The sequence below is a fragment of the Roseateles sp. P4_D2 genome (genome assembly GCF_056401875.1).
On sequence record NZ_JBFUIM010000010.1, the window covers coordinates 216,505 to 242,089 of the forward strand.

Sequence of the window (25,585 nt, forward strand, 5' to 3'; positions counted from 1 at the left end):
GTCATCTTCGCGCCCGAGCCCTGTCAGATCCTGTCAGCAGCGAACTGCTGTGCGCGTCAACGCCGCCGAGCGGCGGGCTTGCGGGCCGGCCTGGCATCGCTTTCGGCGGCAACCTGCAGCGGCGCGAGTGCGACCAGTGCATCGATCTGGGTCAGCAGGCGCTGCAGGTAGTCGGGCGACAGGGCCTGCAACTGCTGCAGCGCACGGGAGACCAGCACCTGGCTGTTCAGCGGCCCCAGGTGTTCGGGCACCGGTGCGCTGACCTCGGCCATGCGGCGCGTCAGGCGCAGCGCGCTCCAGGTGCGGCGGTGGGCCTGCACATTGCGCAGCTCGGGGCCGGCCTGCAACTGGGCGACAAGCTCGGTCAGTGGGTTTGCGGCGTTCGCAGTCCGCCGAGTCGGCAGCACGACCGGCTCAGCCTCGGCGCGCTGCACCAGCCGCGCAACCAGCCGTTCGCGCAGCGCGCCCGGCGCCAACGCAGACGCCCGCCGCGCTAGCGCTTCCAGCACGCGCCGGCGCACCGGATCGGCTTCGACTCGGGCTTGCACCCAGGCGACGGGGTCGTCCATCACGGGGCCGATGCCGCCGCCCGCTTGGGCCGCGGCGTGGGTGCGATCTCGACGCGGCGGTTCAGCGCCCGGCCGGCCGCGTCGTCGTTGGACGCCACCGGCTGCTGGGGCCCGAAGGCAGCGGCAAACACCGCGTCCGGCGGCAGCCCCTCGGCCATCAGCGTGCGCGTCACGGTCAATGCACGCTGGGCCGACAGCTCCCAGTTGTCATTGAACTTCGGCGCGCCCTTGCCGGTGAGCATGCCGCGGTCATCGGTGAAGCCGCTGACCATCAGGATCTCGTCGCGCTGCGCGAGATAGGTGCGCAGGGGCACCGCCAGGCTCTTGATCAGCGCGCGGCCGTCGGCGTGCAACTGGTCCGAGCCGATGGCGAACAGCACCGCGCCGCTGATGCCGATGCGGCCTTCGACCAGCGTGATGCGGCCGTCGGCCAGCGGCCCGGCCAGCGCGCGCTCGAGCGCTTCGCGGCGCGCCTGCTCGGCCTGGCGCTGCTCCACCTCGGCCTTGAGCTGGTTGGCCAGGTCCAGCTGGCCCACCAGCGCCGCCGCCAGCACCAGCACGAAGGCACCCAGCACGCCGGCCATCAGGTCGCCGAAAGCTGCCCAGGCGGGCGTGCCGACACCTTCCTGCTCGATCTCCAGCGGCTCATCCATTCGCGGCGGCTCCCTGCAGCGCGTCCAGCACCTGCTTCTGTGAGCCGAGGCAAAGGTCGATGACCTCGCGCGCCTGGGCCACGTAATAGCTCAGCTGCTCGTCGCTGCGCGTCATCGCGCCGGCCAGGCGCTCTTCCAGCGCGGCCAGGTGCTGCACCAACTGGGCATTGGCGCCCTGGAACTGCTCCACCGCCGCACCAAAGCCTTCGCCCAGGCTACCCATCTCGGCGGCGCTCGCGGCCAAGGTCGTCGCGGCTTCGGCCAGCTTTTCGCCGGTGGCGTCGGCCTGCGCGGTGAAGCGCTGACCCAGGGCTTCGAGCTGGGTGGCGGAGCTGCCTACCAGGGCGTCGATGGCCGCGCGCTGTTCACCAGCGGCCTGCTGCAGCGAGGCCAGCAGCGTCGAGACCGTCTGCATCAGTTCGGCGCGTTCGGCCAGGGCTGTGCGGTCCTGGGCCTGGCTCTGTGCCAATTGCTCGCGCAGGGCGGCCACCACTTCGACGGCTGCGCGTGGGGCTTCGCCGGCGGCCTGCAGCAACGCGCCGGCTTCGCTCAGCGTGGTCTTGGCCTGGGCTTCGGTCTGCGCGACCAGTTCGCGGGTGTGCCGCAGCAGGCCATCGGCCAGTTGCTGCTGCTGGGCCAACTGCGTGGCGCCGGCCGACTGCAGTTCGGTGCGCCATGCGGTCAGGCGCTCAGCATCGTGCGCGGCATGGGCCGATTGCAGCTGCGTGTGTGCCTCGGCCAGCGTGGTGACGGCGGCCTGTGTCTGCGCAGCAAAGCCGGCGGTCAGCTCGGTCAAGGCGCTCTGGGCACGTTCGCCGCTGGCGGCCAGCAGTTGCTGCGCGGCTTCGCGCTGGGCGACCAGCAGCTGTTCGTTGGCGGTGCGTTGCCGGGCCAGGGCCTCGGCGTCGGCGCGGGCCTCGGCGCGGCGTTGGCTGTCCAGTTCGGCCTGCAGCGCCGCGTGGCGGGTCTGCGTGTCGGCGATGCGGTCCAGCAGGTCCCTGGTCTGCGCGGCGAAGCCGGTGGTCAGCGCGGTCAGCGCGTTCTGGGCGCGCTCGCCGCTGTCGGCCAGCAGCTGTTGCGCGGCCTCGCGCTGGGCGGCCAGCAACTGCTCGTTGGCGGCGCGCTGCTGTGCGAGCGCCTCGGCGTCGGCCTGGGACTCGGCGCGGCGCTGGGTGTCCAGCTCGGCTTGCAGGGCCTGCTGCCGGGCTTGCGCCTCGGCCACGCGGTCCAGCAGCGTCTGCGTCTGTGCGGCAAAGCGCTCGGCGGTGTCGGCGATGGCCTGTTGGGCAGCGGCGCGTTGCTCCGCCAGCGCGTCAATCTGGCGGCCCAGCGCGGCGGCGCGGGCGGTGTCGGCTTGTGCCTGTGCGGCCAACAGGTCTTGCGCCTGCGCGGCCCAGCGTTCACCCAAGCGATCCACCGCCTGCTGCGTGGCGGCGCTCGTGTTGGCCAGCAGCTTCAGCGCGGCCTCGCGCTGCTGGGCCAGGCCCTCTGCCTGTGCCTGGGCCGTGGCCTCGCCCTGCTGGGCGATCTGCGCCACGCCGGCCTCAAAGCGGCTGCTCAGCGCGCCGAGCTGGCCGGCCACCTGCGTGCCCACACGCTCATGCAAAGCTGCGGCCTCGCGGGCAATGCCGGCCATCGCGGCTTCGGCGGCGGGCTGGATGGCGGCACCGGCCAGGCGGGCGCTCTCGGCCAGGCTGCTGCGCAGCGTCGTGTCCACGCTGGCGGCCAGGGCGGTGTAGGCCTTACTCGTCTCGCCATGGAAGCGGTCGTTCTGCGCGGCGAGCTGGTCGGCCATCTGCTGGGCGTACCGCTGCAACTGGGCGACGAGTTCAAGCTGATGCTGCTGCGCTGCTTCAGCCGCGGCAGCTTCGGCGGCCTGCTGCTCCAGTGCGCGGCGGTGCGCGGCGGTCAGCTGGCGCAGCTTGCCGAGCAGGGCGGTGTCGAGCTGGCCCGACACGGCCGCGCGTTCGCGCCTTGCCAGCGCGACCATCAGGCCCAGCATGGCCGAGCCCGTCACGCCGGCCACGCTGGCGCTGAAGGCCAGGCCCAGGCCCTGCACCGGCGCGCCCAGTGCGGTGCGCAGTGCGGCCAGGTCGGCCGTCTGGCCCAGGGCACTGGCCGTGCTGCTCAATGTGATGACCAGGCCGATGAAGGTGCCCAGCATGCCCAGCAGCACCAGCAGGCCGGCCAGCGCCGGCGCGAGAGCCAGGCCGGGCAGGGCCACGCGCAGGCCTTCCAGGCGCTGCTGCACGCTGGCGCGCAGGGCGGCGGGCAATGTCGCGACCCAACCCTCTTTCGGCTCGGCGTCCAGCGCGGCATCCAGTTCGCGGCTGGCGCGGCGGAAGGCGGTCAGCTCCCAGATGCCGATGGCGAAGAAGGCCGCGATCAGCAGCGTCATCGCCAGCGCCACCGGGTGGTGGCGGGCGGCGGCCAGCGCGGCGCCGGCAATGCCCGCGAGGCCGGCGGCCAGGGCGAGGGAATAGAGGACGTTCAGGAAACGGTTCATCAGGAATCAGCTTGATGCAGGGCTTCAATGAGCCCCTGCACCGGTTGCAATCTCAGGTCCAGCTCGGCGCGCAGCGCGCGCTGCAGGTCGGCCCAGAAGCGGGTACGCCAGCGGCGCGGGTCGGTGGCGTGATGATCTGTCGCGCGTTTGGTCAGCAGGGCGGGCAGGCCGGCCAGCAGCGGGCGCTCCTGCGCGACGATGGCGCGTTCGAACACCGCATCCAGCTGCGCCAGCCGGGCCAGCGCCCCCGAGGCTTCGGCCAGCCGGGGGCGCAGGCGCTCGCGCAGTGTGGCCACGCGCGCGGCCATGCTGCGCTGCTGCTGGGCGTGGTGCAGGCGGTAGGGCGCCAGCAGGTCGGCCAGCGGCACGCCTTCTGGCGCGGATTCGGCGGATTCGCGCGCCAGCAGGGCGTCGTCGAAGGCGGCGGTCAGCTCTTCCTGCAGGCGGGCCAGTGCGGCGTCGGCCCAGTCCACCGCTTCGTGGCGGGCGGCGACGTTGGCGCCGGCTGCAGGCGCCGTGGCCAGCAACTGGGACAGGCCGATGGCCTCCGCCCAGCCCAGCCAGCCGCCCAGGCGCTCGGCCACGGGTGCTGCCGCCACCGGCGCGACGCTCCATTGCAGCAGCAGCCGGGCCAGGGGCTCGGGTGCGAGGGGCTGCGGTGAGAGGGCTTGCATGGGGCTGGCGCGCCTGTGCGGCGCGCGCGAGGAAAAAGGGCGAGAGTTTAGTGAACCCCGATCAAAAGGGCATTCCCGCCCGGCGCGGCGTTGTCGCCAGCGTCGGCCTGGAGAGGCAGGCGACACTCCCGGCCATGCCCTCTGCCAGCTACTCCAACACCACCCTCAACGCCGACACCGAACTGCGCAAGCGCTGCACCCGCTGGCTCAATGGCCACCGCCCGCCGCTGTCCATGCGCGAGTCCCTGCTGGCGCTGGCCGAACTGCCCGAAGCCGAGTTGCCGCTGGACGTCTACGGCCAGGGCCAGGCCATCCAGGCGCTGGAGGCCGAGGTGGCCGCCCTGCTCGGCAAGCCGGCCGCGCGCTTCATGCACAAGGGCGTGGCCGCCCAGCTTGCGGCGCTGCGCGTGCACTGCGGTGAGGGCGACGGCCCGGTGGCGCTGCACCCGCAAAGCCATATCGCCATCGACGAGGCCGAGGCCTTCGAGAAGCTGCTGGGCTTGCGCGGCCTGCGCATCGGCATGACGGACGAGCCCTTCGGCACCCCGCAACTGGCTTCGCTGCCCGGCCAGCCGGCGGTCGTTGTGGTCGAACTGCCGCTGCGCCGGGCCGGCTACCGCCTGCCCGAATGGGACGAACTCATGGCCATCAGCGCCTGGTGCCGCGCGGCGGGTGTGCCGCTGCATTTCGACTGCGCGCGGCTCTGGGAGGCTTCGGCCCACTACGGCCGGCCGCTGGCCGAGATCGCCGCGCTGGCGGATTCGGTCTACGTGTCCTTCTACAAGGGCCTGGGCGGCCTGGCCGGCTGCGTGCTGGCAGGCAGCGAGGATTTCATCGCCCAGATCGCGCCCTGGCAGACCCGCCTGGCGGGCAACCTGTTCACCGTTCACCCCTACGTGCTGAGCGCGCTGCACGGCCTGCGCACGCAGCTGCCCCGCATGCCCGCCTACCGCGAGCGCGCGCAGGCGCTGGCCGCCTTGCTGGCGGCCGAACCTGGCTGGCGCGTGGCGCCCGAGAAGCCGCAGGTCAATGCCTTCCAGCTGCACCTGCCGGTGGCACCCGAAGCGTTGCGCGAAGGCCTGCTGGAGGTGGCTCGGCGCGACGGCTTCTGGCTGGGCGCACGGACGGTGGCCTCGCATGTGCTGGCGGGCGGTGCGATGGTGGAGGTCGTCATCGGCGACGCCGCCGACAGCTGGACCGACCATGAGGCCCTGGCCGCGCTGCGGCGGGCGGTGCTCAGCGCTCAGGCGGGCCGTTGACGAAACCTGTCACGTCTTCCAGCACCGGCGCCAGCCAGCGCAGCGGCGCACCGAAGGCGGCAATCAGCGTCGTGTGGCCGACGCGGTCGTAGAACTTCACCGTCACCGGCACGCCGAAGGTTTTCAGCCGCGTCGCCAGGCCCTGGGTGCTGCGTTGCGGGTTGACCAGTGAGTCGTCTCTTGCCGCACCCAGGAAGCTGCGCGGCGCGGCCTTGCTGGCGTGTTCCAGCGGTTGGGTGCCAGGCGGGTAGTCGGGGTGGAAGAACACCGGCTTCGCGTCGGGGTTCTCGATGGGCAGGAAGTCGTAGGGCCCGGCCAGGCCGATGAAGCCGGCCAGCTCGCGTGGCGTGTGGCCGGCCTGCTTGAGCCAGCGCGGGTCCAGCGCCAGCATGGCGGCGTTGTAGGCGCCGGCGCTGTGGCCCATGACGAAGACCCGCCGCGGGTTGCCGCCCAGGCCCGCGGCGTGGCTCAGGCTCCAGGCCAGCGCTGCGGCACTGTCGCGCAGGAAGTCGGGGTAACGCACCTCCGGGTAGAGGCGGTAGTCGGCCACCAGCGTCAGGATGCCGCGCGAGGCCAGCGCCTCGCCGACGAAGGCGTAGTCGCCGCGCTTGCCGCGGTTCCAGGCCCCGCCGTAGAAGAACACCACCACCGGCCAGCCCTCACGCGGCGCCGCGCGGGCCGGCTGGTACACGTCCAGCTGCTGGCGCGGCCCCGGCCCGTAGGCCAGGCCGGCCGTGCGCGTGTGCGTGTGGACGGGCGCAAGCACGTTCAGCGCCTTCACCGGCGCGTAGGCCACCAGCACCCCCGCCAACAGCAGGGCGCCGAGCAGGAAGAGGGTGGCTTTCAACATGGGAACGCAGAGCCTACGCGGTGGGCGCGAGCTTGGATGTTGCAAGCGCACCAATGGAAACGGCCGCCAGGCATGCCATGGCGGCCGATTCGGGGTTTGAGCGGGGTTTGAGCCGCGAGGGCTCAGCGGCGCTGCTGGCTGCCACCACCGGACGGCGGCGGGCCGCGACGCTCCAGGTGGCGGAAGGTGATGCGGCCCTTGCTCAGGTCATAGGGCGACATCTCCAGCGACACGTTGTCGCCGGCCAGGATGCGGATGTGATGCTTGCGCATCTTGCCGCCCGTGTAGGCGATGACCTTGTGGCCATTCGACAGCGTCACGCGAAAGCGCGAGTCGGGCAGGATTTCATCCACGACGCCTTGCATTTCGATCAGTTCTTCTTTGGCCAAGTGTGGGGCTCCGTTGCGAAAGTTAGACGGGAGGCCGAGCACGTGGCCGTGCCGGCGTCTGATGCGGCCGGTGACCGCCGCGCGCTCCTCAATGGCAGCGCGCCCAGGCAAGGCCTTCATTCCGCGCGTAGTGCAATGCTGCCTGCGGGCTGATGAACTGTGGCGTGAAACGCATGATGCGATCCACGCTGGCCATGCCGCGACCGGAGCGGATCGACACCAGGGCGTCGAAACCGCCGCCCTCGCGGGCTTGGGTCATGGGTGAAACCAAAAAGCGTCCCACCTCGATATTGTTATTGTTCATGTTGTTCTTCTTTTTGTGGGGCTCCCGCGCCGGTCTTTGCCGGCGGCGGTTGGGCGCCCAAGGCGCCCTTGCACAAATTACAGCGTGCGGATGTTCGAGGCTTGCGGGCCCTTGGCACCTTGGGTCGATTCAAACGACACCTTGGCACCTTCGGCCAGCGAGCGGAAGCCGCCAGCGTTCTTGATTTCGCTGTGGTGGGCGAAGAGGTCCTTGCCGCCGTTGTCAGGCGTGATGAAGCCGAAGCCCTTGCCGTCGTCGAACCATTTCACGGTGCCGGTTTCTGTAGTCATGGTGTTCCTTTTTGGAATGTATAGATGGAAAAAATACTCCGTCGGCGTCATGCCGTGCGGAGACAGAAACACTCAAGAACACTCACCGGGGAGTTGCTGAAGCGAGCCGCTCGCAAGAAGGGCCAGGGGGTGGCCAGCGGGGCTGCAGATAAGACCTTGAGGAAACGGTCTTGTGCGAATCTATGCGGCGAATGTACCACGCCGCCCCAAAGCCCTTGTAGGACACCGGCGCAGCAACCTGCGTGCGGCGTCGTTAGGTCACGGTTGCAGCCTTTAATCGCTCACCGGTTCACCCGGCTGCGGCCCGTCATAGCCCTCGACGATGACGATGTCCGCCTCGGCCGCGGCCTGGCGCAGCGTGATCTGGGGCGCGTACTCCGGCGAGTTGTAGCAGGCCAATGCCACCTCGTAGCTCGGGAACTCGATCACCACATTGCGGCCGCGGCAGGTGCCCTCGGGGTTGTCGAACTGGCCGGCGCGCACGAGAAAGCGGCCGCCGAACTTGGCGAACACCGCGTCGTTGCGCTGCACGTAGAGCTTGTATTGCTCGGGGTCGTTGACGTCGACGCGGGCGATCCAGTAAGCCTTGGGCATGGGGGGCACTCCAGCTGAAGTTCGGGTCAGGCCCCAGTGTGACGCGTCATCGCGCCGTCCGCCGGGCGGGTTGCGTCGCCGCCTGGAACGCGGGCTTGCCCCCAAGCTGCGCCGCCGCCGCGGGGCCGCCGGTTACCAAGAGTTCGGCGAGGGCCATGCCCGACTGGCCCTTGCCGTCCAGCACTTCGTAGGCCACGACGACCTTGCTGTTGTTGGGCGTGCTGGCCGGTGGCGTGACCTTGCAGGCACCGTTGGCGAGGAATTCGATGCTGGCGCTGGCCTGCCCATAGATCTGCTTGCATGTCCGCAGCCATTCGCCACCGTTTGTGGTGGTGCTGCCCGCGTCCTGGATCATCACGGCCTGGCCGGCCGTGGCCGTGGTGGGCGCAGTGACACTGACCACCGGCGGCGACACGGGCGTGTAGCGGAGCCACAGCCGCAGATAGCTGCCTTGCAGCTCGCCACCGCCCTCGGTGCAGCCAATGTGCAGCGTGACGGCGCCACGGTTCACCGTCGTCAGCTGGGTGGGGTCGCGGTCCATCTCGGCCACCAGGGCTTCCCATTCGGAGGAGTTGCACATGTGGCCGGCATAGCTGGCGCTGGCTGCCGGGCCGACCCCCGGCTCGAAGCCGGCCCGCAGGTTGCCGGCATAGCTGCCCGGCGTGAGCGCAAGTCCGGCCGTGTTCGACAGCACCAGCTCCATGCTGTCATAGGCAGCATTGCCGTTGGGGTTGAACACCCAGCGAATGCGCTCCGCCGTCTGGTCGGCAAAGATGGCCTCGGTCCCGCCCTTGACCGGGACATCGAACACGCCATCCGATTCCGACATGCGCAAGTCGCTTCCGCTCGAGACGTGGCCGCTGCCCCAGATGTCGGCCCGCGACTGCGTGTCCTGCCAACTGCGCACGCTGATGGTCAGATCGGCCGTCGCCGACTTGCCGGACTCCGAGACCGCCGTCAGCCTGAACTTCGCCTGCGCGCCGCCCTTGGCCACCAGCGGCGTGTAGGTGTCGCAGATGCCCAGCCGGCAGTTGGACAGGTCGAAGCTCGGCCCCGACAGCTGGGCCCATTCGATGGAGCGCAACCTGCTGGCAGGGTTCCAGGAGAGCGAGCCGTCCAGGCGCAGGGATTCGCCCTCGTTCAGCGTGCGGTCCGCGCCGGCCACGGCGAAGCTGCGGTCCAGCGCCGCGGCCACGGCCGACCGGTAGCGGATGGCGCCGCTCACGTAGGCGGCATAGCCCAGCGAGCATCCGGCCGTGAAATCCGCGGCCAGACTGCTCAGGCTGCCATCGGCCGCATAGGTCACGTCGTGCACCACGTAGGCGCTATTGCTGGGGCGGCAGTTGGGCGAGTCCAGCGTGCCCACGGAACTGGACGCCATCGGCCAGATGGCGTGCGGCACCAGCCCAACCTGCAGCTTCAGCGCCGGCGCAGTCGTGCCGAGGAAGAGCCCGCTCTGCGGCTGCGGGCCGATCCAGAAGATGCCGCCACCCGTGGCGAACTGGTTCATCCACGTGTACTGCGTCAGCACCGGCTCGGCCGCGTCGAACATGTTCATCGTCGTGCCGCTGGCCGACGCCAGCGGGTTGCCGCCGAAGTTGCGCTGCCAGAAGTAGCTTGCCGCCGATGTCGCGGGCACGGGCTCGAAGGCCGCGGGTGCTGGAGCCGGGGCGGGTGCCGGGGCAGGCGCCGGTGCCGGTGCAGGCGTTGGAGCTGGGGCGGGCGCAGGTGCCGGTGAGGGGGCAGGTGCAGGTGCAGGTGCAGGTGCGGGTGCGGGTGCAGAACCTCCGCCCCCGCCGCAGGCGGACAAGGCGGCCACCATGGCAGTGGCGCCCATGCCCAGGCGCCAACGGCCGGCCAAGCGCGCCGGTGGCGCCGGACACGGGTCTGGAATCGACATGCTTGTTATCTCCCTGAGTCCGCCTCCGGCGGGCACTTCAGTTTGTCGTGCCTGATCGCGCCCGATGGCTCGCGCGCAGTCTAGGTGTAGGCGTAGAACAGCGCCGCGAAGAAGTGGCAGGCGCTGCCGCCCAGCACGAACAGGTGCCAGACGAAGTGCGAGTAGCGCACCCGGTTGTCCAGCAGGAAGACGAACGCCCCCAGCGTGTAGCTCAGGCCGCCGGCGATCAGCAGCGTGAGGCCCGCGGCCGGCAGGCTGTTCACCAGCGGCCCGGCCGCGAACACCACCACCCAGCCCATGGCCAGATACAGGCCCGTGGACACGAAGCGGTGCTTGAGCCGGTTCAGCAGCTTGATCGCCACGCCGAACGCTGCCGCGGCCCAGACGGCGATCAACAGCGTCACGCCCGGCCCGGTGTGCAGCACGCCCAGCGTGAAGGGCGTGTAGCTGCCGGCGATGAAGACGTAGATGGCCGCGTGGTCCAGCCGCAGCAGCACCGCCTTGGCGCGGCCCTGCCACAGGCTGTTCGGCAGGGCGTGATACAGCGTCGAGATGCCGTACAGCAGGATCATCGTGGCCGCGAAGATCGCCGCGGCCACCACATCGGCCGTGCCGCCATGGTTCATCGCGCGGATCACCAGGATGGGCAGGGCTGCGATGGCCAGCACCACGCCCAGGCCGTGGCTGATGGCATTGGCGATCTCTTCACCGAGGGTCTGGTCGCGGTCGGGGGTGGGGGTGGTGTGCAACATGAGGGTCGTCTCGTACTGCTGAGCGATGAGCCAAGCATGCCAGCGTGGCATGACGGTTCCGACCCAAGGTTTGAGGGGGTTGAAAAAGCACGAGCACTGCGTTTGACCCGCATCAAACGCGGCGCAGTCGCGGCGGCGCAAGCTGGCGCCAACCCGTTGGAGTCGCCGCATGAAGCCATTCACCCCCGCCCTCGCCCTGGTGCTCGCCCTGGCGGGCTGCGCCGCTTCCGTGCCGCCGGGCCATGGCGCCCACACCGCTGCGGCCGACGGCGCACGCAAAGAAGACGGCAAGGGTGGCGGCAAGGGCGGCGGCATGATGGACGAGATGTGCAAGCGCCACGCCGCAGAACCCGGCCGCGCCGCCAGCGCGCCTGGCAGCATGATGGACAAGCACTGCCAGGCCCGGGCCGAGGTGCCCGCCGGCGCGGCTTCGCACGCGCACTGAAAGCCGCTCGGCGGCGCACTCCTGGCCACACTCAACGAGCGTTGCGACGGGGTCCTGCCCTCCAGCAGCGCGCTGGCGGTGCCCAACCTGTGCTGGGGCACGGGGGGCCGCCGCTCAGCACAAGTGCGGGCGCGGGCGGCTGAAGCTGCAGGTCTGCGGCGAGCTGGAGCTCAGGCAGCCCTGAGCTTGGCGCCGGTGCCGCGCCAGACGTTGGCGGCAAAGGCCAGCACCGCCACCCCCACCACCACCGAGCCCAGCCCCACTAGCGGCCCGGCCGCTGTATTGCCGCGCATCAGCGCCGCCAGCGCCGACAGCATCACCGGCAGCGCCAGCTGGTGCAGCCAGAACTGCAGCGCCACCAGCCGCGGGCTCAGCGTGTCGGCCAACTGCTGCACCACCAGGCCGAAGCCCAGCATGCTCGCCCAGCCCAGCAGGTTGACGTGGGCATGCACCGAGCGCAACCCGAAGTCGTGCGTCGCGCCCATGTAATTGCCCAGTGACACGCCCACCACGAGGTAGAGCGCAGCCATGCGAAGCCACCAGGCGCCATAGCGTTTGTTGTTGTTCATCATGGGCCTCCGTCAGGCCGCCAGGCCAGGTGCAACCGGCAGGCCCAGGCCGCGCGCCAGCGCAGCCCAGTCGTCGTCGTTGAGGCGCTCGCGCGCCATGGCCAGCACCGCGCCAAACACCGGCGCCGGCGCGTTGGCACGCATGCCGGCCAACATTCCCAAGCGCTCCGCCGGCGCCAGGGCCGGCAGCATCCAGCGCAGCGACGCCATCGTCTCGGCGGGCGACAGCGCGGCCAGGATCTGGCCGTGGATGGCCATGATGCCGGCATCGTCCAGATGCGCCCACAACACCGCGTTGTGCTCGGTCTCCTCCAGGTGCATGTGCGCCAGGTTGTGGGCCGCGAACAGGCTCACCGCGTGGTACAGCGCCTGGCAGGCCCCTGCGCGATCCTGCGCCGGCCAATCGGCCAGCGCGCGGGCATGGGTGCGCAGCGCCTCGATGTCGCGCTCATGCGCCACGTGCTCGGTCGCGACGCGCTGGCTGGTGCCCGGCTGCGCGCGCTCCAGCGCGGGATGCACGAAGGCGTCCTCGTGCTTCAGGTGCGACGCGCAGAAATCCGCCGCCGCCTCGACCTTGCTGGCCAGCTGCTGCAGCGACGCCGGGTCGCCCGGGTCGACGCGCCCGGCGCTGGTGACCAGGTCGGCGAGCATCAGCCGAAGGCCCTTGTGGATGCTGGCGTAGATGTCAAAACGCGGCGCCGTGGCCGTGCCGCGAACGGCGAGGATTTCTTGCAGTGAGGTGTGCATCTCGGATTCCCTGGGTGGTGTGTCGAATGGCTCGCTGCGCCTGGCATCGAACCGTGCAGTCACTGTAGGAATCGGGGCGGCGGCGCGCCGCTAAATGCTTGCTAGCCGAACCTTAAGAGTTTGCTAAGTGCTCGTGAGCATTGGTATTTTTTCCATCCAAGCCGTGCCGGAGGGCATGCTGGCACAGCTGAATGGGCGGGCTGCCTTACTTCAGCACCAGCTCCTGCAACTCCATGCCGCCCGCCAGCTTGCGCATCACCTTGCGCTCGCCGGAGGCCGCGTCCATCTTGTGCTGGTCCATGGCCATGAAGGCCTCGTACTTCTTCTGCACTTCCAGCTGCTGCGCGGTCGTCAGATAGTCCTTGGACTCGATGGCCAGGATCAGGTCGGGCTCGCCCTCGCGCGCGTTGTTCACCGAGAACACGTGGTAGGACAGGATGTAGCCCTCCTTCTTGCCGAACTCGTTGGACTTCTTCCAGGTCTTGGCCAGGAAGTCCATGTAGTTCTCGAACTGCCCGGGCTCGACCTTGATATGGGAGAAGTTCCACACCGTGCCCGGCTTGTAGCTGGAGTCCTGGGCGGATGCCGCAGTGCCAACCATCATCAAACCTGCCGCCAACAGCCCCGTCAGCATGTGCTTTGCGTAGTTCATTTTGAAGTTCTCCTCACCGTCGACGCCGGTGAATGCGTTCGCGCGGTGGTGCGCCGGCGCACTGTGCGCCCGCGGCCCCGTTTGCGGTGAGGTGGGCGGCGCCAGGGTGGCGAAGCGTCCTTCATCTTCAGGATGATCGGGGGGGCAGGAGGGGCGGGCGCCCGTGCCCGCGGCCTGGATGCGCCGTCAGTTCAAGCTTCGGCCACCAGCATGAAGGCCGGGGCCCAGAAGTAGTCGCTGATGCGCGCCAGGCGCGTGACGCGCCAGCCCAGGCTTTCGAGCTTTTCGCGCCACACCGGCATCGGGTGCTCCCAGTTCGTCGCGGCTGTCTGCGCGTCGAGCTGGCCGAGGAACATCGGAATCAGAAAGCCCTGCGCGACGAGGTCGCGCGTGGCGCCCTCGTACTCGCCCAGCGTGCGCTCGTAGCGCTGCGCGAGCGAGGCCAGGTAGGCGTCCGTGCCGCGCTGCAGGTCGGGAATGTCGAACTCCACGATCACCAGCCGCTTCACGTGCGCGCGCAGCCGCGCGAGGCCGGCCCAGCGTTCGGGCTCGGGAATGGCTTGCAGCGCGAAGGTGGCTTGGGCGAGGTCCCAGTGATCGTCGGGCTGGAGCTTGGCGGCGAAGGCGCCCAGGCCCTCGTTCAGCGCCTGCAAGGGCAACGTGGGCTGCTCGGCTTGGGCTCGCGCCACGGCGCTGGCCAGCAGCGCGCTCGCGGGCTCCACCAGCGTCAGGCGCTGCAGCGCGTGCGATTCGGCCGTGGCGGCCAGCGCCGGAAAGAGGGCGTGGCCGTCGCCGCAGCCGATGTCCAGCAGCGAACGGGTGTCGGTCGTGTAGTGGCTCGCCAGCGTCGCGCTGACCCGCTCATACAGCGGCACATTGCCACCGCCGCGGATGAAGGCTTCGAAGGCGGCAGGGGAGGTGTAGACCTGGGTGTTCTGGGCGCGGGCAGCGTGCTGACTCAGGGCAGTGGTCAGCAGCGGGAGGTTGGCGGCTGCGCGTTGCTGCGTGCTCGGGTGAATTGCCATGCTGGACTTTAGATTTGAGACCTGACCCCGAGCCCCATGACCCCGAGCCCCACAGCGCGCAGCAGTCGCTGAACGTCTTCCCAAGGCCAGGCGCGCCGTGGTCGTTCGAACCTCGGCTGCACCGGCGAGATGACGGCATCCGCCAGGTCAACACTGACGCGGCCACTGCTCAGCAGGAATCGGGAGAAGGATCGGACGGTGCTCGCGATGTCAGCCGTCGTGGCGCGCGAGTACCCATGAGCGCACTGGATGAGGAACGCGTCGATGTCGGGCAGGCGCATCTGACGCCAAGACCTGCCCGAGGCGGTCAGGTGATCGAGCAACTTGCCGACGTGGTCGAGCTTCTTGTGGACCGTGGTCGCTGGGTTGCCGCGATGCTGCGCAAGATGAATGGCGTAGTCACGCAGGACAGACAATGCCGGCAGCGTCTTGCGCTCGACCGGCTTCCAAGGTGGCACCGGTACCTCGCTGACCTCGTAGACCCGGCGCAGAGCACGCAATGACGTGATTGCGTTCCCAACGAGGGAATCCTTGACTGGGTGGGTCCGCAAATACCAGGTCTTGAACCGCTGAGCCCCTTCTGCCGTGAGTTCGTCAAGCTCCCGAAGACCGAGCCACCCGCAGTAACGACGGAAGCACGTGATCCATTCCAGGTACTTCTGTGCACTGGACTCGCCGATGCTGCGATCAGCATGCCATGCCCGCAGTATGGTGCGGGCCGTAGGCGGGCACTCCAGTTGTGGCGACTTGACCGATCGGGTGACCATGAAACGGCATACGCTGCGCTACCGCAGATCGGATGCCGTGCCATTCGCTCGCAGACCTTATGCGGAGTCGACCACCGATCGTCTCCATCGTGATCGCCGTGCAGCGCCACACGAGCTCCACATAAAACGGCGCTCAAGATAATGGGCCTTATGTCGAGCACAACATAAGGCCCACGCGCGCCGCAAGTTCGTGGAGCTGCACCTGACCAACAAGAGCACTTTGGCGGCCACCGCCATCGAGTTCATCGGGCAGCTCTACGGCATCGAGCGGGAAGTGAAGGACATGGCAGCAGAGGATCGCTTGCGAGAACGACGAACGCGCGCGGCGCCGGTCGCGCAGGCCCTGCACAGGTGGTTGCTGGAGTTCCGGCCGAAGGTGCCCGATGGCTCAGCCACCGCCAAAGCCATGGACTACAGCCTGCACCGCTGGGCGGCGCTCACGCGCTATCTCGGCGACCCTGCTTTGCCCATCGACAACAATTTCGACGAACAGCAGATCAGGCCCTGGGCCACCGGCCGCAAGAACTGGCTCTTCGCCGGGACGCTGCTCGCCGGACAGCGCGCTGCGGCCATCATGAGCCTCATCCAGACGGCGAAGCTCAACGGCCACGACCCTTACGCCTACCTTCGTGACGTGCTGACGCGTCTTCCGACCCAACGGGCACGAGACGTTGCTGACCTGCTGCCTCATCGTTGGAAGCACTCAAGCTCACAATGTCTGCATGCTTGCATCGAAGACATTGGCAAGGGCGAACGGCCCAATGAGGACAACCGGTAACTCGCCTAGGTTGACCGGGCAACCGTTCTGCCTTGCTCTCTCCAGTGCTGTGCTCCTCAGCGCTCTTGGGGGTTGTGGCGCAACTACGCTCGTCGGGTCAGAACTAGAAGCTCGGAAGGCGGCTCAGGAGCGCCACGCGAAGGCCAAGGCGCTGTTCGAGGAGCGGTGCAAGACGGCGGGCGTGGTAATCAAGCGCACGGTCAAGGATGTGGAGGGAATCGAGCTCCTGAAGGTCCGGCCCGTGCTGGCGTGGGGCGACAAGCGCTACTTCGATCCGATGTTTGATGGGGCAGCGATGGCGGGGGAGGCGCAGGGGGAAGGCTACATCGCCAGCTTCATGTACTCCGAACTGCGCAACCGCAACACGCCGGAGCAGCGAGGTGTCATCCAGCCGCCAATGTCCAAACCCGGCACGACCCAGGAGGCGCCACGTCAAGGCTATCGGTACGTGGACGTGCGGGACCCGGCCGGGTCGATGGTGCTGCGTTATCGAATCGCACCCCATCTGACGGAAGCCCAGTGGTACCAGCGTGGCGGGTGGGCGAAAGACCTCGAACGCACCGTCCGAACCGGACCGCAGGCACCGTTCGCGGTTGACTACGAGGACATCGTTGATCCCGCTGATCGGGCTTACTGGATCGCCGGCACCCGCATCAAGGTCATCGACCAGCAGACCGGCGAGGTGATCGCGCAGTTCACACGCTATGTGTGGGAACCCGGATTTGGCGTCTCGAGTACAGGGCGGTGGCCTTGGCAGCATGCGGACAGCCGCATCGACCAGAAGTGCCCATACTTACCCGGCACGATGGGCTACGCAACCAGATTTTTCGTAGATACCGTACTGAATCCAGTTCAGTGAGACGGACCATCACGACCAGAACACGAGCCGTCAACCTGACATCACCAGCCGCTTACGACGGCGCGGCCGTCCTCAGAAGAACACGATCCCGCCAAACGCGAATCCGTTCATCCTGGCCTCGCTGCCCGTGACCCGCTTGGAAGTGGTGCGGCTCAGTTCCGTCACCAGCGTCACGCTCTTGGTCAGCCCGTAGTACAGGCTGGCCGTCACGTTGGTGCTGCTGCGCAGATCGGTCGCCGCGCCGTCCTTCAGCTTGCTCTCGCCCCAGTTCAGCCGGAGCTTGGTCTTGGCCGTGGCCCGCCAGCCGGCCTGCAGCAGCACCATTCGCCGCTTGCGTTTGCCGCGTCGCCGCCGGTCAACACCTTGCCCTATGTCAACTCCCCGTCAATCCGAGCCCACCACAATCACTACAACAGTTCTGGCCGCCCCATCCCCATGCCCACCCCCCGCTACGACCCCCTCAGCCGCGCCCTGCACTGGCTGACGGCCATCGCCGTGACCGTGGCCTTCATCCTGGGGCCGGGCGGCTTCGGGCGGATGATGCGCAAGGGCATCGACCCGGCCATGCGGCTGGACATCGTCTGGCATGAGTCCCTGGGCCTGCTGGTGCTGGCGCTGACGCTGCTGCGCCTGCTGTGGGTGGTGCTGCGGCCGGGCAAGCCGCGCTTCGAGATGGCGACGTGGATGCATGGGCTCTCAAAGCTGGTGCACGGCGTGCTGTGGGCCTTGATGCTGGCCTTGCCGGCCACGGCCTTGCTGGCCCTGGGCAGCGAGCACCACCCGCTGACGCTGTTGGGCGGCGTGCGGGTGGACGAGTTCCCCTGGATCGCCGGCTCGCGCCTGGGGGAGGCGGCGGACTGGGGCGACGTGCACGGCCTGCTCGGCGACGTGCTGATGTGGCTGGCCGGCCTGCACGCGCTGGCCGCGCTGTATCACCACTTCCTGCGCCGCGACGGCGTGCTGGCAGCCATGCTGCCCTGGCCGAGCAAGCGCTGAGCCGCTGGCTCGGCCGCAAGCGGCGTTGCCGGGTCATGGAGGCGGCAACGCCGCCGTTCAAGGCGTCGATGCAAAGGTCAGCGGCCCGAGAGCGCCGCGACCAAGGCCTTCGCCACGGCTTCGCTCGAATTCGGGTTCTGGCCGGTGATCAGATTGCCGTCCTGTTCCACGTGGCTCAGCAGGGGCAGCAGCGCGGAATGGAAATCAGCACCGCTGGCCTTCATCTCGTCTTCCAGCAGGAAGGGGACGACGGCCTTCAACCGCGCCAGGAATTCTTCGGCATTGGTGAAGCCGGTGGCGCGGCGGCCCTGGAAGAAAGGCTGGCCGTCGGCGCGCCTTGCGTGCACCAGCGCGGCCGGGCCGTGGCAGATGGCCGCAATCACCTTGCCGGCCGCGTCGTGCCGCGCTACCAGCGTGTGCAAGGTGGCGTCCTTGGCCAGGTCCATCATCGGGCCGTGGCCACCGGGGATGAACACGGCGTCGAAGGTCTCGCCCTGCACGGACGCCAGCGTCACGCTGTGCCCCAGCGCTTCCAGCGGCATGGCCCATTCCTTGCGCTGCTTGTCGCTCGGTTCCGTCTTGGGGTCCAGCGGCACGGGGCCGCCCCGGGGCGATGCGACCGTGACGGCGATGCCTGCCTCGATGGCAGCCAGGTAGGGCACGGCGAACTCCTCCAGCCACAGGCCGGTCTGATGCTCAGGCGAGAGTTGTGTGGCACTGGTGGTGACGAAAAGGGCGCGCATGGAGGGTCTTCAAAGTGGCTACGCGCAAATCTAGGTTGCTGTCAGCTCGCGCCTTGTAGGCGGCAATGCCGCTCGCGACCGCGCGCACGCCTGAAAGCGCTCGCTTCTTCCACCAGCTCGCGACGCGGGCCGTCAGAGCTGGGTGTGCAGCACCATCTGCGGCCCGAGCAGCGCGTTCAGCCGCGGGCTCGCTGGAACTGGCGCTTTCGGGTGATCATGCAAGCCTTGCAACAGTCCCTGCCCTCACTGCCTCATTGACCGCCAAGTGTTGCAGTTGGGACTTGAGCCGCCAACCGTCAAGGAATACAAGGGCTCGAATATGGCTGTGAACTGTGCTTCGAACGCCGGAAAGGCTGGGCGCGTGATCGCGTTCGCCGTTTCCTGCGCTCTGGCCGGTTCTTGCTGGGCGGCGGATCGCAAGCTGAGCATCGTCACGGAGGAGTGGGCCCCGTATAACTACAGTGAAGATGGCGCACTGACAGGGTTTTCGGTAGAAGTCGTCCGGGCGATTGCCCAGGCGCTCAACGCAGATATCGATATTCAGCTGATGCCCAGCATGCGCGCCAAAGCATCGCTGGAAGGCAATCAAAGAACGATGCTGATCACGATGTTGCGAACCCCGGAACGCGAGACCAAATACAAATGGATTGGCCCGCTGGGCGACAGTTCCATTTATTTCTACAAGCGCAAAGGCAATCCTCTTGAAGTCTCGACACTCGAGGACACCAAGAAGGTTCGCTCGATTTGCTCTCGGCGCGGTGGCCTGACGACTTCCAGGATGCAGGCAGCAGGCTTCACCAACCTTGAGGCAGGCGCATCCGACGGCAAAGCCATTTACAGGATGTTGATATTCGGCAGATGCGATTTGGCCGTCAGCGATTCACCGTTGGGCGTCATCCATCTATTGAAGCAAATGAACTATTCGTTGGATGCGGTCGTTCAAACGCCCGTCAAACTGATCACCTCTCCCATATACATTGCCTGCAGCAAGGACATTTCCGATGCAGAAATTGCTCGCTGGCAGGCGGCGCTCGATAAGCTGAAGGCTTCAGGCGCCTTTCAAGCCATACTAAAAAAATATAGTGAGTAACCGGCTTTGTTGAGTGCTCAGAATTTATATCGCGCCGAGAGCATGTAACTGCGCCCCGCGCCGGGCAGAACCCAGGCCTGCATATAGGAACTGCTGTAGTACAGCCGGTCGAGCAGGTTGTCGATATCGAGGGACACGCGCCACTGCTTGCCCAGTTGCAGCGAGCCGATCAGCTTGAGCGTGGTGTAGCCCGGCAGCTTGAAGTTGTCGGCCGCCACGAGCGGCGCCACGGCCCCCTCGCGTTCGCCCACATGGTTGATGCCCGCGCCCAACGTCGCGCTGTTGGCTCCCAGCAGGAAGGCCTGCACCAGCATCAGATTGCCGCTCTGGCGCGGTACGTTGGCCAGGCGCCGACCGACCAGGAAGGCATTGCTGTCGCGGGTCACCTGGGCATCGGTCCAGGCGTAGGCAGCCGACAGACGCAGCCCGGGCAGGACTTCGCCCGAGATGTCGAACTCCAGGCCCCGGCTGCGCACCTCGCCGGCAGCCACCGAGAAGTTGTTCGGGTCCAGCGGGTCGGGGGTCAGCACATTGTTCTTCGCGATCCTGTAGATCGCCAGCGTGCTGCTGGACTTGCCGTCCGCGGTGTCGAACTTGACCCCCAGCTCGCCGGCCCTGCCCGCTTCAGCGGGGAAGGACTGGAACGCGCGGCTGACGCCGCTGTTGGGGCGAAAGCTTCTCGACGCCGAGGCGTACAGCGACAGCGTCTTCTCGGGCTGGTAGACCAGGCCGACGCGCGGCGTGGTGGCGCTGAGGGACTGGGCGGTCGTGATGCCGTTGCGGCGGTTCAAGAGCGATTGGTCGTAACTGTCGTGGCGCACGCCCAGCAGCATCTTCCACTGCGGCGACAGGTCGATCTGATCCTGGCCGTAGATCGACCTTGAGCGCTGTGCCTCGCGGGTCCAGGTGGTCAGGGGCATGGGCGGGGCCACCTGGCCATAGACCGGCTCGTAGATGTCGATCACGGAGGCTTCGGCGACGCGGTACTGCTTGCGATGGTCGATGAACCTGTACGCATCTGCGCCGACCAGCAACTGGTGCACCAGGCCGCCGGCACGCAGCCTGCCCAGCAGTTCGAAGCGGCCCGACATGTCCAGCGCCGAGTTGTCGCGGCTGCGGCGCTGGCGCACCAGGCTGCGGTCGTCGGCCAGCAGGAAGCGGCCCTCGGTCGAGATCCCGTTGATCGAGCTGTCGCGGTGGCTGAAGCCGGCCTGGATCGCCCAGTCGTCGTTGAAGTCGTGCTGGACGAAGACCTGGTGGCCGGTCGTCTCGGTGGCGTGCGGGCCGTCACCGGGCTCGCCCAGGAAGCGCGAGCGGGGCAGGCGGCCCAGTTCACCGTGGATCGCGACGATGCCGCGGTCGAAGTTGGCGCGCTGCCTGGCGTGCTCCAACTCGTAGGACACGGTGGTGGTATCGCCGGCCCGCCACAGCAGGGACGCCGCCACCATATGGCGCTCGGAGCGCACATGGTCGCGGTAGCTGTCGCCCTTCTCGCTGGCGGCGTTGAGCCGGTAGGCCAGGCGCTCGCTGAACGGGCCGGTCAGGTCAGCCGTGCTGCGCAGGCGGCCAAAGCTGCCGCCCGAGACCTCCAGCGCATGGCCGGGCTGGAACAGCGGCTTCTTGGTCACGATGTTGACCGTGCCGCCCGGCTCGCCGCGTCCGTAGAGCGCCGAGGCCGGCCCCTTCAGCAGCTCGATCATGGCGGTGGCGGCGGTATCGCGCAGCCCGTTGTAGCCGCGGCTGTAGTTGAAGCCATTGACCATGTAGTCGGAACCGAAATTCGGGTCGCCCGTGAAGCCGCGCATCGCGTAGCTGTCCCACAGCCCGCCGAAATTGCTCTGCCTGGCGATGCCACTGCCGAGCTCCAGCGCGTCGGCCAACTGGGTCACACCCGCGTCCGCCAGCATGTCGGCTGACAGCACGCGCACGCTCTGCGCCAGGTCGCGGATCGGCGTGTCGGTCTTCATCGCACCGGTGACGAAGAGGCTGCGATAGGGCTGCCTTGCCGCTTCAACTCTCACGGCCTCCAGCTTGTTGCCTTCGGTGCCGGCCGCAGTGACCGGTGGCATGGCTACGGGCTGCGACCAGGCGCCGGCACAGCAAGCCGCCTGGATGAGTGCCGCCATCGCGGCATGAAAAGAGCGGCGCCTGGATTGCAAGTCAGCTCCGGGTCAATCGGGCCTCAGTTTGCCTCGGCGCTGGCAGGCCTGCCAGGAGTCTGCGCCGCGCGACCCGCACGGCGGCGGCGCGGACTGCTTTTGCGGCCGCGCAACGCGAATCAGATGTTTGCCAGGATTAACGCCCTCGCCGCGTCGCCGCGAGGGCCGTGCGATAGGTCAGAAGAACACGATCCCCCCCAGTGCTACGCCGCTCATCTTGGCGTCGCTGCCGGTCACCGGCTTCGACGTCGTCCGGCTCACCTCCCCCACCAGCGTCACGCTCTTCGTCAGCCCGTAGTACAGGCCCGCCGTCACATTGGTATTGCTGCGCAGGTCGCTCGCCACGCCATCCTTCAGCTTGCTCTCGCCCCAGTTCAGGCCGAACTTGGTCTTGGCCGTGGCCTGCCAGGTGGCTTGCAGCAGCACGTTGGTCTGCTTGCGGTTGCCGCTGTCGCCGTCGGACAGCACGCCCAGGCCCTTGCCCGATTGCAGATTGGCCGCAAAGCCCAGCGCGCCGAGACTGACGCTGGCGCCGACCTCGGCGCCGTTCATCGTGAAGCTGGCAGCGCCGCCGGTGCCTTCGAACTTCTGGTGCTTGACGCCCACCCAGGCCTTGCCGCCATTGAACTTGGCGGTGGCCAGGGCTTGCAGCTGCGGCTCGTTGCGGCCGATGGCGGCGCCGGCGTCGACGGGGCTCATCAGCGCCACCGTGGCCGAGAAGCCGCCGCTGGCGGGCAGGCTGTAGGCGATCTGGCCATAGGTGCCGAGGTAGGTGTAGCCGGAGCCGATGTGGCCCAGCGTGACGCGGTTGCGCTGGGTGGCGCTGACGGGCGCGCCGGCGCCGAGCAGGGTCATGTCGCCGAGGATGGCGGACTGGCCGAACAGGCCGTAATCGCGGCCGAGCTTGACGCTGCCCATGTCGGCATTGCCGAAGGTGACAAAGCCCTGGCGCACGTCGACGTTGCTGTTGTTGGAGATGGCGTCGCCCGAGGCGACGGCCGCGCCGATCATCAGCGTGGCCTGGATGTCATAGCCGTCCTGGCGCGTCTTGGCCGTGGTGGTGAGGGCATTGGGCAGCAGGCCGTTGCCGATGACGGTGCGGCCATCGGTGCCGCCGCAGCCCAGGCCCTTGGTCGCCAGCGCCACGCCGCCGACGGTCTGCGAGCCGGAACAGCTGGTGTGGGTGTAGTAGGCGTTGATGATGCCGCCCAGGCTCAGGTCCCATTCGCCGGCCTTGAAGTCGGCGGCGTGGGCTGTGCCCGCGGCGGTGAGCGCGGCGGCGATGAAGGTGCGGGTGTTGATGTTCATGTTGTCTCCGGTTGTGGTTTTGGGCAGGGTGCTTTGCGCAAGCGCTGTGCCAGTACCGGGCTGGAGCGAAGTGCCCACGCGGGCGTTGCCGCGCGGCGCAGTGGGAGCCATGACGCGTGCCGCGCTGGCACGCTGCTGCGGGTGTGCCCCGACGCGGGCTGTTGCGTGGCGCGGGCGCGCGCTGTGCCGCCGTGCAGCGTGGGTGTGGCGGCGCGCAGCAGTGCCCGAGGGCTTCTCGCTAGAAGTTGAACTTCACGCCCACCGCCACGCTGCGCGGCGCGCCTGGCGCGTAGAACGTCGCGTGGCGCAACGGGCGGTCGCCGTTCGCGTTGGCGGCGAAGGGCCGGCTCTGAAAATTGCCCGCGCTGTCGAAGCCCGTCGGCCCGAGCTGCGCGGCGGTGGCGTAGTCGCGATCGAACAGGTTGTTGACCTGGGCGAAGAGCTTGAGCCCCTTCATCGGCTTCCAGGCCGCGTTGATGTTGACCACCGCGTAGCCGGCGCTGCGGCCCGCGCCGAGGTAGTACGTGTCATCGGGCCGGTGCAGGCCGTTCTCGTTGCCGCGCGCTGCTGCGCCGCTCATCGCGATGGCGTCGGCGCCGAGCGACCACGCATCGCCGAGGTCGAGATCGGCATAGAGCTTGAGCATGCGGCGCGGCACCAGCGGCATGTGGTCGCCGGGGCGGGTGGCGATATTGCCGTTCACGCCGGGCAAGCCCGCCTGCGCCGCATCGTTGCTGCTGTTGGACGCGCCGTTGACGCGCTCGGCCGTGCGGTAGGTGGCGTCCAGCAGCGTGAGGTTGATGCCCGCCGCCAGGCCCTTGGCGGGCTGCCCGCTCAGGCCCAGCTCCACACCCTGGCGGCGGGTCTTGCCAAAGTTCTTGAAGTAGCCAAAGCCTGCCGCGTCGTCGGCGACGAAGAGCAGGTCGTCGCGGTTGTCGGAGCGGAACACGCCGACGCTCCAGGCCAGTGGCCCGCCGGCGGCGCCGCGAATGCCGGCCTCCACCGTCGTCGTGACGACCTGCCTGAGTGGCGGGTCGCCGGCCATGGCGTTGGGCAGCTTGCAGGGGTTGGCCGGGTCGGCGCAGCCCAGCTCGATGGAGGACGGGTCGCGGCTGCCCTGGCTCACGCCGGCCCAGGCGTTGACGCCGGCCACCGGCGTGAAGGTCAGGCCCAGCGCGGGGTTGAGGCGGCTGAAAGCGTGGTCGCCGTCCAGTGAGCCCGGGCCGGCGCCTGGCGTGATGGCATCGCGGTTGCGCGCCGTGCTGTGGTTGTAGCGGGCGGACACGGTCAGGTGCGTGCCACTCGCCACCGTGAGCACGGTGCTGGCGAACAGGCTGAGCGTGCGTGTGCGGCCCGCCAGGTCCACGCGGGTGTCGTAGGGCGCGCCGTCCACGTTGCCGCCGCCCACGCCATCACCGAAGGCGCCGACGCCGGTGATGCTGCGGTCGGCATTCAGGTAGCCCAGCTCCGAGCCCTGCACGAAACGGCTGCGGCTGAAGTCGGCTGCCGCGCCGATCAGGGACTGACTGGGCAAGCCAAGCAGCCGACCGTCGTAGCCGAGCTGCGCGTTGAAGCCGGCGTTGTGCTGGTTCGTGCGGGTCTGGTTGATGACGCCGTTGCACTTCTCGCCAGGCTCGTCCTTCAGTAGCGCCTGGGCGATGCAGCGCCACTTCGGGAAGGGCGTGTTGGCCGCGCTCTCGCCCGCGGTGGGAAAGCCGGTGTAGCCGGCCGCCGCCAGCGCCGCGCGATCGGCGGCACTGGGCTGGTAGAGCGACTGGTCGAGCGCGTCGTCGTTCAGGTCGCCGTTGTAGGTGCGCGTGCGGATGCTGCGGACGTAGGCGTTGCCGGCCAGCGTCCACTGCTCGCCGAGCGAATGAGAAAGCGCGAGGTTGAGCAGTGCCGCGCGGTTGCGGGTGTTGTCCGGGCGCGTGTAGACGCTGGCGCGGTCACGTTCGAGAAGGCGTTGCTCCTGCAGGCCGTTGCCGTTGAGGTCGGTGTCGGCGAGCGACGCGGTCAGTGCAATGTCGGTGTCAGCGTTGCGGTGGCCGAGCTTGGCGAAGAGCTGGTTCACGTCGGACTTTGAATCGACCCGCCAGCCGCGCTCGCGGAACTTGTGGCCGGTGACGTACCAGTGCGTGCCGCCGGCGCTGCCGCCGCCCACCTCGAACTCGGCGGCGCGGCGGCCGTGTGAGCCGGCCGTCAGCTGCAGCGACGTGCCCGGTTGCTTCAACCCGTCCTTGGTCTGCACGCTCAGCGCACCGCCCAGGGTGTTGAGGCCGAACAGCGGGTTGGAGCCCGGGTTGAGCGCGATGGAAGCGATGGCCGCCTTGGGGATCAGGTCCCAGCTCACCACGTCGCCAAACGGCTGGTTCAACCGCACGCCGTCGAGGTAGACCGACAACCCCTGCTGCGAGCCCAGCAGCGGCGATGCCGTGTAGCCGCGGAAGTTGACGTCGGCCTGCAGCGGGTTGCCCTGCATCTCGTTGAGGTGGACGCTGCCCAGGCGCCGGTTCATGAAGCTGGCGAGGTCCAGGGCCTGGCTGCGCTCGATGTCGGCGGCGCGGGCGGTCTGCACGGCGGCGGGGATCCAATCGCGCGGGATGTTCACACCGGCCACCGGCGACAGGCCAACGACTTCGACGCGTTCGAGCTGCACCTGGGCATGGGCCGCAGTGACGATGCAAACCAGCCACAGAGGCACAGAGAC

Annotated in this window: 26 protein-coding genes and 1 pseudogene; 6 read left to right on the top strand and 21 right to left on the bottom strand. The window is 68.5% G+C overall.

Translation table 11 applies throughout. The annotated features are described in order from the left end of the window. Positions 1 to 56 precede the first annotated feature (56 nt). The 4 genes from AC1DW0_RS19260 to AC1DW0_RS19275 are packed head-to-tail and all read right to left on the bottom strand — an operon-like array spanning position 57 to position 4,402. Complete coding sequence (locus tag AC1DW0_RS19260; RefSeq protein ID WP_477947404.1) at positions 57 to 569, bottom strand: DUF2894 domain-containing protein; 513 nt, start codon at positions 567 to 569, stop codon at positions 57 to 59. Next, positions 569 to 1,222 carry an OmpA family protein gene (locus tag AC1DW0_RS19265; protein WP_457444110.1) on the bottom strand — a complete coding sequence of 218 codons (654 nt, stop codon included), beginning with the start codon at positions 1,220 to 1,222 and terminating at the stop codon, positions 569 to 571. The genes AC1DW0_RS19260 and AC1DW0_RS19265 overlap by 1 nt, the downstream gene beginning before the upstream one ends. Then, positions 1,215 to 3,728, bottom strand: a complete 2,514-nt coding sequence (locus AC1DW0_RS19270) for a coiled-coil domain-containing protein (RefSeq protein ID WP_477947406.1) — start codon at positions 3,726 to 3,728, stop codon at positions 1,215 to 1,217. The genes AC1DW0_RS19265 and AC1DW0_RS19270 overlap by 8 nt, the downstream gene beginning before the upstream one ends. Then, positions 3,728 to 4,402: a DUF3348 family protein gene (locus AC1DW0_RS19275; protein WP_477947408.1), complete on the bottom strand. Its 675-nt coding sequence runs from the start codon at positions 4,400 to 4,402 to the stop codon at positions 3,728 to 3,730. Before AC1DW0_RS19275 ends, AC1DW0_RS19270 begins: the two co-directional genes overlap by 1 nt. 50 nt (positions 4,403 to 4,452) lie before the next feature. Here AC1DW0_RS19275 and AC1DW0_RS19280 point away from each other — a divergent pair, with 50 nt between their 5' ends. After that, positions 4,453 to 5,661, top strand: coding sequence for a threonine aldolase family protein (locus AC1DW0_RS19280; protein ID WP_477947410.1), 1,209 nt, complete (start codon positions 4,453 to 4,455; stop codon positions 5,659 to 5,661). Here the strand turns inward: AC1DW0_RS19280 and AC1DW0_RS19285 are convergent. From AC1DW0_RS19285 to trhA, 7 genes are all read right to left on the bottom strand, one after another. Continuing rightward, complete coding sequence (locus tag AC1DW0_RS19285) at positions 5,639 to 6,511, bottom strand: alpha/beta hydrolase (protein WP_457320980.1); 873 nt, start codon at positions 6,509 to 6,511, stop codon at positions 5,639 to 5,641. The two genes, AC1DW0_RS19280 and AC1DW0_RS19285, sit on opposite strands and share 23 nt — an antisense overlap. A 122-nt stretch (positions 6,512 to 6,633) precedes the next feature. Continuing rightward, positions 6,634 to 6,900, bottom strand: coding sequence for a translation initiation factor IF-1 (gene infA / locus AC1DW0_RS19290; protein ID WP_056200396.1), 267 nt, complete (start codon positions 6,898 to 6,900; stop codon positions 6,634 to 6,636). Positions 6,901 to 6,988: 88 nt separating this feature from the next. Beyond that, positions 6,989 to 7,204 (bottom strand): hypothetical protein, encoded by a 216-nt coding sequence (locus AC1DW0_RS19295; RefSeq protein WP_082532821.1) that lies wholly within the window; start codon positions 7,202 to 7,204, stop codon positions 6,989 to 6,991. Between the two features lie 77 nt (positions 7,205 to 7,281). Continuing rightward, a complete protein-coding gene (locus AC1DW0_RS19300) occupies positions 7,282 to 7,494 on the bottom strand; it encodes a cold-shock protein (RefSeq protein WP_056200393.1) in 213 nt (70 codons plus the stop codon). 273 nt (positions 7,495 to 7,767) lie between these two features. Then, entirely contained in the window at positions 7,768 to 8,088 is a 321-nt protein-coding gene (locus AC1DW0_RS19305; protein WP_457389791.1) for a DUF1330 domain-containing protein, read from the bottom strand. A gap of 46 nt (positions 8,089 to 8,134) precedes the next feature. After that, positions 8,135 to 9,727 (bottom strand): hypothetical protein, encoded by a 1,593-nt coding sequence (locus tag AC1DW0_RS19310; protein ID WP_477947412.1) that lies wholly within the window; start codon positions 9,725 to 9,727, stop codon positions 8,135 to 8,137. Positions 9,728 to 10,068: 341 nt separating this feature from the next. Beyond that, on the bottom strand, positions 10,069 to 10,740 hold the full coding sequence (gene trhA / locus AC1DW0_RS19315) for a PAQR family membrane homeostasis protein TrhA (protein WP_477856242.1): 672 nt from the start codon (positions 10,738 to 10,740) through the stop codon (positions 10,069 to 10,071). 169 nt (positions 10,741 to 10,909) lie between these two features. Between trhA and AC1DW0_RS19320 the strand changes: the two genes are divergently transcribed. Further along, positions 10,910 to 11,185 (top strand): hypothetical protein, encoded by a 276-nt coding sequence (locus AC1DW0_RS19320; RefSeq protein ID WP_477856243.1) that lies wholly within the window; start codon positions 10,910 to 10,912, stop codon positions 11,183 to 11,185. Positions 11,186 to 11,355: 170 nt separating this feature from the next. Here the strand turns inward: AC1DW0_RS19320 and AC1DW0_RS19325 are convergent, their stop codons facing one another. The 5 genes from AC1DW0_RS19325 to AC1DW0_RS19345 all read right to left on the bottom strand — a co-directional run bounded on the left by AC1DW0_RS19325 (position 11,356) and on the right by AC1DW0_RS19345 (position 14,945). Then, positions 11,356 to 11,754, bottom strand: a complete 399-nt coding sequence (locus tag AC1DW0_RS19325) for a hypothetical protein (protein ID WP_157281837.1) — start codon at positions 11,752 to 11,754, stop codon at positions 11,356 to 11,358. Positions 11,755 to 11,766: 12 nt separating this feature from the next. Further along, complete coding sequence (locus AC1DW0_RS19330) at positions 11,767 to 12,501, bottom strand: hemerythrin domain-containing protein (protein WP_477856244.1); 735 nt, start codon at positions 12,499 to 12,501, stop codon at positions 11,767 to 11,769. Between the two features lie 205 nt (positions 12,502 to 12,706). After that, entirely contained in the window at positions 12,707 to 13,153 is a 447-nt protein-coding gene (locus AC1DW0_RS19335) for a hypothetical protein (protein ID WP_477947414.1), read from the bottom strand. 191 nt (positions 13,154 to 13,344) lie between these two features. Then, on the bottom strand, positions 13,345 to 14,178 hold the full coding sequence (locus AC1DW0_RS19340) for a class I SAM-dependent methyltransferase (RefSeq protein ID WP_477947416.1): 834 nt from the start codon (positions 14,176 to 14,178) through the stop codon (positions 13,345 to 13,347). Positions 14,179 to 14,186: 8 nt separating this feature from the next. Next, a complete protein-coding gene (locus AC1DW0_RS19345; RefSeq protein ID WP_477947418.1) occupies positions 14,187 to 14,945 on the bottom strand; it encodes a site-specific integrase in 759 nt (252 codons plus the stop codon). A gap of 169 nt (positions 14,946 to 15,114) precedes the next feature. On the opposite strand from AC1DW0_RS19345, the pseudogene tnpC reads away from it, so the two are divergent. Beyond that, a pseudogene (gene tnpC, locus AC1DW0_RS19350) lies at positions 15,115 to 15,642 on the top strand (IS66 family transposase); the annotation flags it as partial. A 25-nt stretch (positions 15,643 to 15,667) separates the two neighbouring features. After that, positions 15,668 to 16,582, top strand: coding sequence for a hypothetical protein (locus tag AC1DW0_RS19355; RefSeq protein WP_477947420.1), 915 nt, complete (start codon positions 15,668 to 15,670; stop codon positions 16,580 to 16,582). A gap of 72 nt (positions 16,583 to 16,654) precedes the next feature. On the opposite strand, the gene AC1DW0_RS19360 is transcribed toward AC1DW0_RS19355, so the two are convergent. Then, a complete protein-coding gene (locus tag AC1DW0_RS19360) occupies positions 16,655 to 16,906 on the bottom strand; it encodes a hypothetical protein (protein ID WP_477947422.1) in 252 nt (83 codons plus the stop codon). Between the two features lie 111 nt (positions 16,907 to 17,017). Here AC1DW0_RS19360 and AC1DW0_RS19365 point away from each other — a divergent pair, with 111 nt between their 5' ends. Beyond that, on the top strand, positions 17,018 to 17,578 hold the full coding sequence (locus AC1DW0_RS19365; protein WP_477947424.1) for a cytochrome b/b6 domain-containing protein: 561 nt from the start codon (positions 17,018 to 17,020) through the stop codon (positions 17,576 to 17,578). A gap of 77 nt (positions 17,579 to 17,655) precedes the next feature. Here the strand turns inward: AC1DW0_RS19365 and AC1DW0_RS19370 are convergent, their stop codons facing one another. Then, entirely contained in the window at positions 17,656 to 18,321 is a 666-nt protein-coding gene (locus AC1DW0_RS19370; RefSeq protein ID WP_477947426.1) for a type 1 glutamine amidotransferase domain-containing protein, read from the bottom strand. A gap of 268 nt (positions 18,322 to 18,589) precedes the next feature. On the opposite strand from AC1DW0_RS19370, the gene AC1DW0_RS19375 reads away from it, so the two are divergent. Next, positions 18,590 to 19,411 carry a substrate-binding periplasmic protein gene (locus AC1DW0_RS19375; protein WP_477947428.1) on the top strand — a complete coding sequence of 274 codons (822 nt, stop codon included), beginning with the start codon at positions 18,590 to 18,592 and terminating at the stop codon, positions 19,409 to 19,411. Between the two features lie 17 nt (positions 19,412 to 19,428). On the opposite strand, the gene AC1DW0_RS19380 is transcribed toward AC1DW0_RS19375, so the two are convergent. The 3 genes from AC1DW0_RS19380 to AC1DW0_RS19390 form a co-directional block, all read right to left on the bottom strand. Next, a complete protein-coding gene (locus tag AC1DW0_RS19380) occupies positions 19,429 to 21,480 on the bottom strand; it encodes a TonB-dependent siderophore receptor (protein WP_477947430.1) in 2,052 nt (683 codons plus the stop codon). Between the two features lie 267 nt (positions 21,481 to 21,747). Beyond that, complete coding sequence (locus tag AC1DW0_RS19385; protein WP_477947432.1) at positions 21,748 to 22,878, bottom strand: porin; 1,131 nt, start codon at positions 22,876 to 22,878, stop codon at positions 21,748 to 21,750. Positions 22,879 to 23,116: 238 nt separating this feature from the next. Next, positions 23,117 to 25,579 carry a TonB-dependent receptor gene (locus AC1DW0_RS19390; protein WP_477947434.1) on the bottom strand — a complete coding sequence of 821 codons (2,463 nt, stop codon included), beginning with the start codon at positions 25,577 to 25,579 and terminating at the stop codon, positions 23,117 to 23,119. Positions 25,580 to 25,585 lie beyond the last annotated feature (6 nt).